Raw genomic sequence first — 14241 nt, forward strand, 5'->3', positions numbered from 1 at the left:
GCGACGTCCCCGCAGCACGGGCCCTCGTTAGTGATCTGCGGAAAACTGTCTGCGCCGACAACAAACAACGTCGCCGCGGAGACGACGCCCACAGCTAGGGCCAACGGCGACCGTCGCCGTGTCTTGGCTAATACGTGACTTCCCATCGGAGGCGCACGCTACCGACACGCCCGAGTGCGTAGCAAAATCGCTGTTAGTTTGTCGACCGGGCGGTCACGATCTAAGCGAAGCCCGCCCTAGAGTGTGAAACCACAGTTCAGAAGCGGTCGGACTCGGTAAACCGCGGTGCGTCCAAATGCGCTCCACCGCCCCTCAATTGTGGCGTAAGTCAAAGTTCAGCTAATCATGTGACGCCCGTCAAGTTGGCGGGTGAGCCCAGCAACGGCCACATGCCGAAGGGGGCCTGGAAAGCACATCGCAGCGCTTCCAGTCCCTGCCGCCCTATCGCCCGGGCGGAAGTTGCCGCGGTCCGCGAGGTCCACTGAGTTCATACGAGCCACGCCGGTCGAGTTCACCCTGGGCTTCACTCCTGGCCAACGACCGGTGCTGCACACGAGCATCGAGCTGGCAGTAATCGCGGTCGTTACGATCCTCGTCTTCCGCAGGCGACCAGCCGGTTTCACCCTCAGCGTCGGCGGACGCTCCGCTGTGCCCCGACACGGCGTCGCCTTCTTCGGAGTGGAAAGTCACCTTGCGACTACGCCTGAGCGAGAAGTGAATCTCTTCGGTCTCCTCGAGGATCTGCCGCGCACCCCGGAGCGGTCGGGTGGTGGTGTCGATCGCGCTGGCGATGATCGGCGGCACCAATGGGCGGATCCATCGCGCGGCAGCCTTGGTGACATCCGGAATCGTCGGGATCAGCGGGCGGCCGGCTGGCTCGTGGTGCTCGTCGCGCGCCGGCAGATTCGGAATCTCGGCCACGCCCTCCTCGTCGGCACGAACCTCCGGCGCCACCGGCAACTCAGCCGAAACAAGGCTCGCCGCTTCCGCTTCGGCCGCGATCGGCAAGTACACATCTTCCACGGCGGGCTCCGATAGGCGCTCCACCCGAGCCGACGCGGGACCGTCGATCGCCTCCATGACTCGACGGCGTTGCTGCTCGCGGTCGATCCGGTTTTGCGCCTCGATCGCCAGCCGGGCACTGGTCAGCTGCTGTTCGGCCCACATGTTGTCGATAGCCGCACGCACCTCTGCCCGCTTCACCGCGATCGCGGTGTCGGCATCCACCTCGGCGCGGTCGCGCTTGACGTCGGCGGCGATACCGCGGTCTTGCGACGTCTCGCCACGCCACAGCTTGAGGATCAGCGGCAGCAGGCTCAGCAACACGAAGAAGCCATCGACGAGCAACCGCAGCGTCAGCGCGCCCATATCGGCCGACGTGTACTCATTCATCGCGACCCAGCGAGCGCCCAGTCCCCTATCCCCATCCACCGCCGCCGCCTCTCGGGCCTGCGTCAGCGCCCGCTCGTCGTCGGCGACCTGAGCCTCCAGCGCAGGCGCCCGCAACTCCTGCTCGGCCAAGGCATCATCCAGCTGGCGCTGCGCGTCGGCGAGGAAGTCATCGGCCGTCTGGGTTCCCGGACCCGAACCCGGCACCCCGGTGATGAAGGTCTGCGGGCAGTCGGGCCTCGGGTTGAATTCGCAGCGCGCCACCACCAGCGCCTCCTGCCGCCGCTGCAGCGCCTGCTCCACCGCGTCGTCGAGCGCATCTCGAGCCGCGCGGCTGCGGTCCAGGTCGACTGCCGCCTGCGCCGCCGCCGGTGAGGATTCGGCGCTGCGGGCGATCCGCTCGTCGAGCACACGATCGATCGACCCGGAGAACAACGCCATGGCGGCGAGTTCGCCGACCACGATGCCGACGCCAACTGCGACCGCAGCGCGTCCCGCCAGGTTGCGCCGGCCGCGTACCGCGCCCGATGCGATCGCGCGGCTCATCGCGCCCACCAGCAATCCGGCCACGGACGTCGCCGCGATGACGGCGACGACCGGCCAGGATGTCGATCCTGCTACGGCGATGACCGCGACCGCCCATGCCAACAGCGCGACCAGCAGCACCACCGCTCCCGCGATGATGAGAGTGGACCGCTCGTCGCGGCGAGCGAGCTCACGCCGCTCGGCCCCGCCGAGCCAGACGAATACCGCCGCAATTGGCGTGACGGCAGCGTCGGGTTCAGTGCTTCTGTGTGCGGACATGGAAACTCCAAACATTCCCAAACTTCTTCGGGCGTGACGACACGGCCGACCGACACGACTGTGTCGGTATGGGCTAGGCGGAACCCCCCGCGATTGCACCGTCACGCAGATGCGATTGTCTGAATCCTCTCACAGTCACCCCTACCGCGCGCGGTAGGCGACCCGCCGGGCAGCTACCGCGGCCCGTCGACCTCATACGTGCCCGCGTCGTCGCGGAAGACGACCGCAACCTGCCGCTCTACGCCGTTGAGGCTGACCAGGCAGTTAAAACCCTTGCCCGCTTCGACTTTCGGGTTCTCACCGCCGTTGCACTCGACCGCCGTGACATCGTTCGCGCCGTAGCCATAGATCGGGTCGCTCAATATCTGCGCCACACCCGCCTCGGCCTGACGCACGTCGAGCACCTTGCCGTCGAAACTCGTCAAAGTCCACACCGCAACCATCACCGCTACGACGGCGACCGCGAGTGCCCCCAACACCCAGATTCGCCGCCTCGAACCGCGTGGAGGCGCGGGCGCAGGCTGCCGCGGCGGTGGCGTCTGCGGGGCGTGCTGCGCCGGCGGTGCCGGCGGCGGCGTGTACTGCCTGGGTGGCGCTTGTCGCCACGGCTGCGGCGGCGGACCGACCGGTCGCGGCGGCGGGTATCCCTGAGGCCGTCTCGGCGGCGGCGCACCGCCGGGACGCGCCCACCACGGTTCCCCCGGGCCCTGCCGCGGCGGGCCGGTCACTGTTCACTCGCTGGGAACATGGCTACTCGAACCGCTCGAAGCACTCGTCGACCTCACTGGACAGTCCGAGCCGATAGGCCAGAATCCGCGTGAACCCCGCCGGCGCGCGCCGCCCATTGACATCGCTCGCGACGACACCGTTGGTCAACAAGCCGGCCACAGCCTCGTCGGTGTCACCGGCCGTCAGGACCAACTCCGAGCCGCTCTCCTCCGTCATCCGGCCCTGCGCCACTCCCGTTAGGCACGCAGTCCGCAGCGCGGCTACCGGGGTATCGAGCGCAACGCCACGCTCTTGTTGCACGGCCAACGCATACCGCGATGTCACCATCGAAATCGCGGTGTTGTCGCCCTGCACCAGAACCTGGTCCTCCTCTTCGTTCTTCGGCTCTCCGGCCGCCTGTAGCGCGGGCATGTCGACGTGAATTGTGTTGTCATCAGCACAATATGACGTCGGCTCAGCCGCAACTCCGCACCCGGCCGGGCCGGTCGACAGCACCGGCGCGTCCGTCGGCTGGAAGATTCCGGTCAGCACGTTCATCAACGTCTCGACCATGGTCTCGTCGATCGCGCTGTCGAGCGCCGGTTCGCCGTACTTGTCGAAGACCATGTGCTGCGGCAGGTCGCCCTGTCGCTTCACGATCTCGTCGACGTCGATCGCCGCGCACTGGTCGGCCCCTCCGCTGAAGCCCATCTGAAACGCGCTGATCCGGTCGAGCGCGGAGCCGTGTGGATTCCCGACCGCATCGGCGGTCAACGGGTCCCGCAGGTAGATCACGCCGGCAAGCACCCGGTTCAGCCCCTCACCCGTGCTCAACGTGAACCGCGGCGATTGCCCGGCGGCCACCGACCGCAGATACACACCGGCGAAGCAGTCCGCCTGCTGCTCGGCGACCAGAACGGGTGCACCCTCGGCGATCAGCCCAGCCATCCGCTGTAGCGCATGTCCGTACTCGTGAGCTATCACCCCGACAACGCCCATGTCGCCGAAGAACTCGGCCGCCACCGGCAGCGCCTGGCCGCGGTCCCAGGCGATCAACTTGTCGCCGATGCAATAGAACGCGCCCGCCAAATCGTAAGTCTCCGACTGGCATACGACCGGACTGTCCGGGTCGGTGGAGTCGTACGACACAAATGTGTCGATCGGCGTGAAGTCGCCGGACAAGTACTTGTCGAAGTTCTTCGCCCAGTAATCCTGAATGTCGTTGACCGCCAGCAGCGCCAGCCGATCAATGGCGCCGCCATCGGTGTTCTCGACGGTGCCGACGGGTTGGGGCGCGTTCGGCCGCGGACCGCTGGGACCCTCGCCGACCGGCAAGCCGCCGACGCGCTCGGGATTGAACAGCATCGAGGTCGCGCGCCCGTCGAGCGTCGTCTGCGCGCAGCCGGTCAGGCACAGCACTGCACCGGCGACCGCGGCCATCGACCTGATTCGCACTCGAACCTCTCTGTCGTCGCGGCCAACGCTTCTGCCGCTCCAGCAGGAACAATAGGCGAAAGATCCCCGCTCATGAATGCCTCGCGCGAGCCGCCGCTCCTCCGTATGGTGAGCGCATGGAGGGCTGCCCGGGGCGCGACGACCGCCGCCTCACGCTCAGCCGTCGCCGGCTTCTGCAGCTGGCCGGCTTGGCTGCCGTCACCACCAGCGCCTGCGCGAGCGGAACCGCCCAGGCCATTCCTCTGCAGGCGCCGCCGGCTGACCACGCGGTGTTGTGCCGTGACGCCTGGGGCGCCAATCCGCCCCGCCCGGGCGGCACGCCCCACACCCCGGTCCGCATGACGATCCACCACACGGCGGTGACTCTCGGCGACAACGCCAACGCGCCGGCTCGCCTCCGTCAGCATCAGCACTACCACCAGGACACCCACGGCTGGATCGACATCGCCTACCACCTCAGCGTCGACCGCAACGGCAACATCTACGAGCTACGAAAGCCCGAGCTCGTCGGCGACACCGCGACGAACTATGACCCGACCGGCCACTTCCTCGTCGTCTGCGAAGGCAACTTCGACGAAGAACCGATCAGCGAAAAACAGCTCGACGGCGCTGCCCTCGCGTTTGCCTGGGCCGCAGAGCAATTCAACATCCCGACCGACACACTGGCCGGTCACCGCGACGCCAGCCCCGACACCTCCTGCCCGGGGGCAAACCTCTACGCCCATCTCACCGCGGGCGACCTCGCGAATCGCATAGAACATCTCCTCGCCACCGGACCCGTTGACCTCCACACCATCTGCGGGCCGGCGGCATCCGCAGCGGTCGCCGACATCGAAGCCGGTCGGCGCTAACGCCATCTGGCCCACACGTAGGGCACCAGCGCGCGCAGGAAGTCCAGATCCGGACCGGGCCGGGCACCGGCGAACGCCTGCTCGAAATACTCCTCGGCGACGAGCAGGATGCCTTCGGCGTACTCACTGGTGAAGTCGATGCTGCCGTACTCGTCCATCAACGCCCGGATCCTCAACACGAGATCACCCGACCGCTCAGAACGCTGCAGCCTCAGATAGTTCCGGACGAACTCACGGTCCTCTCCTCGCGCCACCGACAACAGATGCATCAGAGTCAGCGTCCGCTTGCCCTCGTACAGATCGCCGAGAATCTCCTTGCCGTACAGCCGTTCGTCGCCGATGAGGTTCAGCAGATCGTCGCGGATCTGGAATGCGGCGCCGAAGTGAAACCCGAATCGCACCAGCGGGGCAAGGTCCGCGGTGCCTCGGGAGCCGACCATCGCGCCGACCCGCAACGGGTGAATCGTGGTGTACCAACATGTCTTGTGCATGATCAGCTCGAGGTAGTCGGCAGGACCCAGATCCTCGACGTGGTCGGCCTGCCAACCCACCTCGAGCGCCTGGCCCTCCAGCGTGCGCATCGCCATTGTGTCGAACTCCGCCCACACCAGGTCGGCGAGATCGCGATCCAGCCGACGGGTCGCCCGCCGCAGCACCTGCCCCGCCACCACGGCCAACCCGTCGCCGGCGTTGAGCGCCGCCGCCATCCCATAGCCCGCCGCCAGAGTCGGCCTTCCGCGACGCATCTCGCTGCCGTCGGCGATGTCGTCGTGCACCAGAAACGCGTTGTGCAGCAATTCGATCGCGACGGCGACACCGAGCGCGTCGTCGGACTCGGCGCCGAACACCCGGCTGGCGGCCAGACACAGCGCCGGACGCAACGCCTTACCGGGCCGCGACGGATACTCGCGCATGGGTGCGTAGAGCCAACGGCCCGGCTCCCCGTCCGGCAACGCGTCCAGCATCGAGCGCCGCACCAGGCGCGCCACCTCGCGCAGTCTCTCGTCGACCGACGACACCAGGTCGGCCCGGTCGGCGGTGCTCGTCATGACTGCGGTGCCCGCAAAGTGAGCGCGACCGGCAGCCAGAGGTTGTCGTCGGCATCGACGAGCATGGTGCCCCGGTACACACCGGGTTGTGAAGCCTCGGACACCTCGAGCGCCACGTCGATGCCACGACTGCACTTCGCCGGCATCTCCACCACGTGCGGGTTCAGCGCCACCTCTCCTGACCCGATCACCGAACCGTCACGCGCCAGGAGATCACTGCACCGCAACCGGATTCGGCCGTAGTCCTTCTCGGTGCGATTGTGCAACCACACCACCGTCTCCGCCCGCCCCGGTATCGGCGCCGCCAGCACGACGCCCTGCTGCCCGCCCGGACTGGACAAATCGAGTTCCACCTCGCGCGCGCTGCCATTGCCGAGCAGCAACTGACCGGCCACCGACCACCATGCGCGGCTGAGCCTCTCGAGGTCGGGTGCACCGGGCACCGCATCCGCCGTCGTCGCGGACTCACCATCAGGCCGGGCGAGGCGCACGAACCGGTCGACGATCTGGCTGGCGGCGCGGAACCCCTCCGCCTGGATCGCGCTGAGAGCGCGGGCGTTGGCGGCGGGGTCGAAAACCGACGCCCACGGCAGGTCGCCGAGGGCTCCCTCGTCGCCGAATTCACGGGTCATCGGCGTTTACCTCCCCGACAATTACCGGCTTGAACCGGCGGTGCCACGGTATGCTATGCGCACCCGCGAGGGGAGGAGGCGCAAATGGCCACCCTTCATTCTTTGCTCGCGCTCTACGGCGCCCTCGACGACGCGGTGGTCGCGGTGGACGACCCCAACGTCACCGCACGAGTGGAAGCGTTCCTGCCGGGGACCACCGGCCCAGGGCGTCAGGGCTGGTTCGACGACATCCGCCGATTCGTCCGCGAGCTCTCGGTGGATCCGGATCAGACTGAATTCCCTTCGCGCACAGCGGCATTGCGCGAATTCGCTGAGATGCGAAGCACCGCCGCAGTTCAGGAAGAGGTCGGCATCGGACCCGTCGAGATGGCCCGGTTCCTCTACGTCGTCGGTGCTCACTGGCAGTTGACTTCTCGGGCCGAGGTGGAGCGCGAACTGTTTGCCGAAGCCCTTGCGGTTGCCGTTCCCGGCGCAACCGGTCCCGTTTCGAGGACCGGCGGCCAAGCGCTGCTGGAACTGTTCGGCGGCAACTTTGAGGGGCGCGAGGACTTCGACGCGGTCATCGAAACCGCGGCAAACCAGAACCTGGTCAGCCAAGAGGTCCTGATGTATGTGCGCCACGTGTCGTTCGAGTTCGACATCCGGCGCGACGCGTGCGGCGAGTACGCCGTCCTCAGGGCCGAATATTTCCGAGACGGGCTGTCCGTCAGCAAAGTCAAACGCGTGGCGGACCCCGCGAACTGGCCCCGTTGCAGCCCGTTCTTCTGCGACATGAAGCCCATCCCGAAAACGCCGGACAGCTACGGGTGGAGCCGCGTACTGGAGAGCATCAGCACCTTGTGCGGCGTCGTTCCCGGCTACCGGCTGAGGACGGCGATCAAGTACTGGAAGGGCGAACGAACTGACGGCGCATTCGTCAACTACGACATCGACGACGACCGCGCCAACACCGCAGACGACGGATTCACCATCCTCGACCGCGGCTACATCAACTTCGAGAAGGAAAAGCGCGGCGTTCGCATCACCACGCTGAAGGAGGTGAAGTTCGCCGGCGTGCCGGCGATTGCCACGGTCATGTTCGCCGTCATCGGCGGATACGCCGCCATCGGCGAGAGCATGCTGGTCGGTTGCGCCCTGAACCCGCCGTCGGGCCTCGTCGGCTGGAAAGTGTCGGCCTCGACCGGTAAGCCGGCCAAGCCGTTCGATCCGACGGTCTGCGCGTCGTTGCCGGCGGCCGGCGCGCCGTGCGGATGCCAGCAGCCCATCTCTCCCACCGTCGCCGAGGCGGTCGACCTGTGGGCCGACTGCGTGACCGAGGTTTCGACCGAATACGCCGGCCTGGTGAACCACTGGGCGAAGTGCGGTTTCGAGCCGACCGAGATGGTGGACTTCGGCGCCAAGGTGTCGGCCCGGTTGGCGACCGACCCATGGCGGATTTTCGGCCTCATGCTCGGAGGCGGCCCACAACCCAAGGGGCACTGATGAACTGCAGCCACACCGTCCGTCGACCGGTCGACCGCATCGACGTCGGCGAGCCCTACCCACAACAACACGACTGCACCGCCACGGTGCAACAACTCGTCGACGTCGCGGTCAAGAGCAGCCTCGCGTTCACCGCCGCCGCCCTCAACTGCTGCACCACACAGAAGACGTGCGCGCCGGTCGGCGACTGTGGCTGCGGATCCGCAGGTTCGGTGAACACCGCACGCGCGGCGGCGAAGAGAACTGTGCGGTCAGAGAAGTTCCCCACTGTGCGGATCGAGGTGCAGCGTCAGCTCACACTGGCGACACCTCTGTCTAACGGCTACCTGTTCATTCCACATGACCGAATCACGTTGCTGCCCAGCGCCGGACGAGACGCCCAACTGAGACCGCTCGGCATACTGGGACCCACCGAAGCGACCTTCGAGATCGAAGTCGACGCCACCGGACTGCCCGGCGCGGTCTATTTCGCCGATGTTGCGGTGCGCCATCCGGACGGCAAGGCGGACACGATCGTGCCGGTGTTCATCAAGCTGTGACCGAGCGCGATCATCGCCAAGCGGTCGACGAGTTACTTGATCGCGCAGTGCAAGCCATCAATCGCGGCGACCGGGCGACCGCGACATCGCTGGCCGAGCGCGTGCTGGCCGTCGACCACAGAAACCCGGACGCCGAAGACCTTCTGGCGGCCCCCACGACGGGCGGTGAGCTGCGCCGGCTGACGCTGCTGTTCTGCGACCTCGTCGACTCGACGGTGCTCTCGACCGTCGTCGAGCCCGAGGCGTACCGCATCATCGTCGGCAAGTACCGCGACCAGGTACAGCGGATCGTCGACCGCTACGAGGGCCACATCGGATCCACGAAGGGCGACGGTCTGCTGGTCGTCTTCGGCTATCCACACGCGCACGAGAACGACGTCCGCCGGGCGGTACAGGCCGGGCTGGACATCACCCGCGACGTCGCCCGCCTCAGCGCCCAGACACGCGAACGCTTCGGCGTCGAGGTCAGTGTCCGCGTCGGCGTGCACCGCGGCCTGGTGTACCTCGACAGGGGCCAGGACGACGTCTACGGGTTCGCCGCGAACCTGACCGCCAGGGTGTCCAGCATCGCGCCGCCGGGCACCGTCGTGGTCAGCGACGCCGTCGAACCGTTGATCCGCGAGATCTTCGACCTCGCACCGCGACCGGCGCTGCCGGTGAAGGGCGTGGAGGAGCCGGTCGTCCACCACCAGGTGCTCGGCGAACAAACGATGTCCACCCGAGCGCCGTTGGGCCCGTTGGTCGGCCGCACGGAGGAGCTGGCGTACCTCGACGCGTGCTGGGCCCGCGCGCAGGCGGGCACCCTCGATACTGCCGGTGTCGCGTTTGTCGGTGAGGCCGGCATCGGCAAGAGCCGCCTTGCCCAGGCGGCCGTCAACCTCGCCGATCGGTCGGGCGCCCCGGTGCTCACCGTGTCGGGATCGCCATTCCACACCGCCGCGGGCCTTCATCCCGTCCGCGAGCTACTCGAGAGGCGTTGTGGCATAGACCGACTCACCGAGCAGAGCGATCGGCTGCGACTCCTCGAGGAGGAGATCACCGGCCTCGGCCGCGATCCGGCGGCGACGCTGCCCCTGCTGGCGCCGGTGCTGGGCATCCCCGCCGAGGCCGGCTACCAGGCGGCCAACGCAGAAGGCAGCAAGCTCTACGAGGACATCGCCGGAGCCGTCGACGACTACCTCATCGGATGCCTCGGTGACGGTCCCGCCCTGCTGGTGGTCGAGGATGTGCACTGGTTCGACCCGTCAACCGTCGAAGTGGTCGACGACATCCTGAGCGCCCAACTCGTGCGGGTACTCGTCGTGATCACCGCGCGCGACACCGTCAAGCTGCCCAGCGTCGGCAACGTCAAGCTGTTCGACGTCAAACCCCTCAGCGATGACGACACCGACGCGCTGATCGTCGCCCTCGCACCCGACGTGCCCGACGATGTCCGGCGATCCGTGCGCGAGCGTTGCGACGGTGTGCCGCTGTACGTCGAGGAGATCGTCACCGGTCTCGGCCACCTCCCGATGCCGGCCCAGCACAACGGACATGTCCCCGATGCGCTCTACGAGTCGCTGCTGTCCCGGCTGCGTGCGACGGCCAACACCGTGCCGGTCGTGGCGGCCGCCGCGACCATCGGGCGCGAGTTCGACCGGCAACTGCTGCTGTCGGCGACGGACCTGCCCGAAGCGGACGTCGACGACATCGTCGGGGCCCTCGAGGACGCCCGGGTTATCGAGCGGATCAGCGCAGAGACGTTCCGGTTCCGCCACGAACTCCTCCGCGAAGTCGCCTACGAATTGTCCCCGCCCAGCGTCCGGCGAACGCTGCACGGCCGGATCGCGGCCGCCCTCGACGCCGGTTCTGCCGACGGAAAGCCGGATTGGCGTGTTGTCGCAAGGCATTACGACGAGGCGCAGCGGTTCGACGACGCGGCGACGGCATATCAACAGGCCGCCTCCGACGCGCGACGCCGCGGCGCGCTCGGTGAATCGCTCAGCTTCCTCAACGAGGCGATCGCACGGGTCGAACGCATGGCGCCCGGGAGCCATCGCGACCGGCGGGAGGTGGAGATCCGGCTGCGCCGCGGCTTTTTGGCCTCGGCGGTCGAGGGCACCTCCAGCGCTCAGGCCGCACTCGACTTCGAACGCTGCCTTCAGGTGGTGGGAACCGACCTCACCGAGGAGTTCCTGACCACGATGACGGCCCTGTACGGCTACTACGCCACCCGCGCCGACCTGCGACGCGCCGAGCAGGTGCTCACCGCCGTCCGCGCCGGACAGAGCGGAAACGTCGCCTGGTTCCTGGTGAACAACGACGCGGGCTTCGCGATGCTGGCGTGGTACCGCGGCCAATTCTCCGCTGCGCGCGACGGATTGGAGTCCGTAGCCGTCCGCACCGACGTCGGCGCCGGCGAAGACGAGGCACACTGGTTCATCCCCAACGAGCCGCTGGCATCGATCTACACCCACCTGGCCGCTGCCCGCCTGGTGATGGGCGACTTCGCCGGTGCGCAGGCGGAGTTCGACCGCACCGTCCGCCGCGTCGAGCACCTCGGATTCCCGCAAGGCCCGTACAGCGCCGCATACGCGCGCAGCTACGAAGCCTGGATGTACATCGAAGCCGGCGAGCTCGATCAAGCGGCAGCGATCGTCGCCGCTTTGGCCGCAGACGCCCAGCGGTACGGATTCGACGCGTGGGCACTGATCGCCGCGACGCAGCAATGCACCGTGGACGGGTTGAAGGCGCTGACGTCCAAACACGTCCAGCCCGCGGCGCTCGAGACCCACATCGGCACCATGACCATGCTCGTCGAAGCCTGGCGCGCAGCCGAAGTGCGGATGTTCCTCACCTTCTACGACAGCATCGTCGCGAGACTCCTGTTCGCCGCGGGTAGGACCGACGAAGCCCGCGCGCGGCTCGACGCCGCACTGCAGTTGGCCGCAGACACCGATGTGCATTTCTACGACGCCGAGCTGTGCCGGTTGCGGGCGCACACGGAACCCGACTCCGACAGCCGTGACCGCTGCCTGCAGGATGCCCACGCGTTGGCGCGCAGACAAGGCGGGGTGATCTTCGAGTTGCGCTCCGCTGCCGACATTTTCCAGCTGCGCGGTGATTCCGCGCGCGGTGTCCTCGCCGAAGCCGTCGGCCAATTCCCGCCGGACAGCACGTGGCCCGAGCTGGCCCGGGCACAAGCGCTGCTGGCGTGACGCGGCCCGGGGGCAAGGTCGCCATCCTCGGCGGCGGCATGGCCGGCCTCAGTGCCGCCTGGCGGCTCAGCGAGGCCGGCTGGCGCGACCGCTTCGACTCCATCACCGTCTACCAACGTGGCTGGCGACTCGGCGGCAAGGCCGCCTCGAGCCGCGGTCCGCACGGCCGTATCGAGGAACACGGCCTGCACATCTGGCTGGGCTCCTACGAGAACGCATTCGGCCTGCTGCGCGAGTGCTACGCCGAACTCGACCGCGCCGCAACGGATCCCGCCGCCCCGGTTCAGACCTGGGACCAGGCCTTGATACCCGCCGACAACCTCGGCCTGGCAGATCGGTGGGGTGACGAGTGGCTGACCTGGCTGGGCACGTTCACCCGCAACGACGAGCTTCCGGGAGACCCGCATTCGCTCGGCCGCGAGATCACCGCCGTCGGCTTCCTGCGCAGAGCCGCCCAGCTGCTCGTCGACTTCACCCAATCGCTGCGCGACGCCGAGCCCGTCGGCTTGATCCTGTCAACCTCGCAACACCCACCAGCCATCGAAACGGCAATCGAAACGGTCCAGCGGGCGGCCCTGGCCGCGCTGGCCCCGGCGGCGGAACCGGACTCGTCGGGCCCGCTGCTGGACGCCGCCGTCGCCGCCATCGGCCGCTCCCTCGACTACGAGCACCGGCCCGACCACAGACGGTCGTGGCTGTTGGTCTCGCTCGTGGTAGCGGTCGTCCGCGGGCTCGTCGCCGACAACCTGGTCACCGACCCGCGCGGTTTCCGCGCCATCAACGACGAGGACTTCGGCCAGTGGATCCTGCGCCACGGCGCACATCCCGACGTCCTGGAGTTCCCGCTGATCCGCGGCCTCTACGATCTGGTCTTCGGATACGCCGAGGGGGACCCGCATCGGCCCGCGTTCGCGGCGGGCCTCGCGGTATTCCTCACCGGGCTGGTGCTTTTCGAGTACAAGGGAGCGATCTTCTGGAAGATGACCGCGGGGATGGGTGAGGTCGTGATCGCGCCCATCTATCAGGTGCTGCGGCGACGGGGTGTCCGGTTCGAGTTCTTTCACCGCGTCGACAGCCTGCATCTGGACGCCGAGCGCCGACGCGTCGAAACCATTCGCCTGGGCCGCCAAGTCGCGCTCGCCGAGGGCATCGACGAGTACCAGCCGTTGATCCGGGTGGGCGGACTGCCCGTCTTCCCCGGCGAACCGCTCACCGATCAGGTTCAATGCCGACCCGGAATGCACACGCTCGAATCCCATTTCGGCGACCGCTGTGACGTCGAGACGCGGATGTTGCAGCGGGGAGCCGACTTCGATCACGTCGTGCTCGCGGTGTCGCTGGGCATGGTGGACATCGTTGCCGCCGAGCTCATCGACGATCAGCCCGAGTGGCGGTGTATGACCGACCACGTGCGCACCGTCGCCACCCAGGCGTTCCAGATCTGGTTGCGCCCGGACGAGCCTGCACTGGGCTGGCCGCGGCCCGGGGTGACCGCCAGCGCCTACGTACCCCCGTTCGACACGTGGGCGTCCATGCCGCAGACGCTGTGGGCCGAGGACTGGCCGGCCGACGATCGGCCGGGCACTGTCGCATATTTCTGTGGCGCCTTCGACTCGCCGTGGCCGGCCGCCGAACCCTACGACGACTACGTGCGCCGTAGCCGCGACGCCGTGCACGCCGCCGCCGTCCGGTATCTCGACCACCACATCGGGCTGTTCCTACCCGGCGCGACGACGAGCGACGGCTTCGCGTGGCACCTGCTCTGCGGGGTCGACGGCCAACGTGGCCGCGACGCGCTGGCCACCCAGCACGTCAGCGTCAACATCGATCCGTCCGACCGCTATGTCCAATCGGTGCCCGGGTCGGACAAGTACCGGCTGCGGCCCGACGAGGGCGGCTACGACAACCTGGTGCTCGCCGGGGACTGGACCGATTGCGGCATGAACGCCGGCTGCATCGAAGCTGCGGTGATGTCCGGCCTGCAAGCCGCCAACGCCCTGCTCGGCCGCGGACGCTTCTACCGAATTCGCGGCTTCTATCTGCCGTGAGCTCAATGCCCGAAGTGGGCCGCCGCAGAACGCAGTACGATCCGGCGGTGGTCGGACTCTGCGTTCGTCGGGTAGTCACCAGGCTGG

10 protein-coding genes are annotated in these 14241 nt (G+C 67.9%); 5 read left to right on the plus strand and 5 right to left on the minus strand.

Translation table 11 applies throughout. The features are described from left to right. Window positions 1–441 precede the first annotated feature (441 nt). The 3 genes from G6N18_RS12390 to G6N18_RS12400 form a co-directional block, all read right to left on the minus strand. Entirely contained in the window at window positions 442–2193 is a 1752-nt protein-coding gene (locus G6N18_RS12390) for a DUF4407 domain-containing protein (protein ID WP_083007130.1), read from the minus strand. A gap of 173 nt (window positions 2194–2366) precedes the next feature. Then, window positions 2367–2921: a DUF4333 domain-containing protein gene (locus G6N18_RS24585; RefSeq protein WP_234806276.1), complete on the minus strand. Its 555-nt coding sequence runs from the start codon at window positions 2919–2921 to the stop codon at window positions 2367–2369. A 22-nt stretch (window positions 2922–2943) separates the two neighbouring features. Continuing rightward, window positions 2944–4341, minus strand: a complete 1398-nt coding sequence (locus G6N18_RS12400; RefSeq protein WP_083007133.1) for a neutral zinc metallopeptidase — start codon at window positions 4339–4341, stop codon at window positions 2944–2946. A gap of 131 nt (window positions 4342–4472) precedes the next feature. Between G6N18_RS12400 and G6N18_RS12405 the strand changes: the two genes are divergently transcribed. Next, window positions 4473–5207 carry an N-acetylmuramoyl-L-alanine amidase gene (locus tag G6N18_RS12405; protein ID WP_083007136.1) on the plus strand — a complete coding sequence of 245 codons (735 nt, stop codon included), beginning with the start codon at window positions 4473–4475 and terminating at the stop codon, window positions 5205–5207. Here G6N18_RS12405 and G6N18_RS12410 read toward each other — a convergent pair. Together G6N18_RS12410 and G6N18_RS12415 are read right to left on the minus strand one after the other, a co-directional pair. Then, complete coding sequence (locus G6N18_RS12410; protein WP_083007139.1) at window positions 5204–6256, minus strand: polyprenyl synthetase family protein; 1053 nt, start codon at window positions 6254–6256, stop codon at window positions 5204–5206. The genes G6N18_RS12405 and G6N18_RS12410 overlap by 4 nt on opposite strands. Then, window positions 6253–6888, minus strand: a complete 636-nt coding sequence (locus tag G6N18_RS12415; RefSeq protein ID WP_083007142.1) for a hypothetical protein — start codon at window positions 6886–6888, stop codon at window positions 6253–6255. Before G6N18_RS12415 ends, G6N18_RS12410 begins: the two co-directional genes overlap by 4 nt. Before the next feature lie 84 nt (window positions 6889–6972). Here G6N18_RS12415 and G6N18_RS12420 point away from each other — a divergent pair, with 84 nt between their 5' ends. The 4 genes from G6N18_RS12420 to G6N18_RS12435 are packed head-to-tail and all read left to right on the plus strand — an operon-like array spanning window position 6973 to window position 14154. Continuing rightward, the gene (locus tag G6N18_RS12420) at window positions 6973–8370 is read left to right on the plus strand and encodes a hypothetical protein (RefSeq protein WP_083007144.1); all 1398 of its coding nucleotides are present in this window, start codon (window positions 6973–6975) and stop codon (window positions 8368–8370) included. Then, window positions 8370–8909, plus strand: coding sequence for a hypothetical protein (locus G6N18_RS12425; RefSeq protein ID WP_083007147.1), 540 nt, complete (start codon window positions 8370–8372; stop codon window positions 8907–8909). Before G6N18_RS12420 ends, G6N18_RS12425 begins: the two co-directional genes overlap by 1 nt. Further along, on the plus strand, window positions 8906–12106 hold the full coding sequence (locus G6N18_RS12430) for an ATP-binding protein (protein WP_083007149.1): 3201 nt from the start codon (window positions 8906–8908) through the stop codon (window positions 12104–12106). Before G6N18_RS12425 ends, G6N18_RS12430 begins: the two co-directional genes overlap by 4 nt. After that, the gene (locus G6N18_RS12435) at window positions 12103–14154 is read left to right on the plus strand and encodes an FAD-dependent oxidoreductase (protein WP_109749593.1); all 2052 of its coding nucleotides are present in this window, start codon (window positions 12103–12105) and stop codon (window positions 14152–14154) included. Before G6N18_RS12430 ends, G6N18_RS12435 begins: the two co-directional genes overlap by 4 nt. Window positions 14155–14241: the final 87 nt, after the last annotated feature.

The sequence above is a fragment of the Mycolicibacterium celeriflavum genome (assembly GCF_010731795.1).
GTDB lineage: Bacteria > Actinomycetota > Actinomycetes > Mycobacteriales > Mycobacteriaceae > Mycobacterium > Mycobacterium celeriflavum.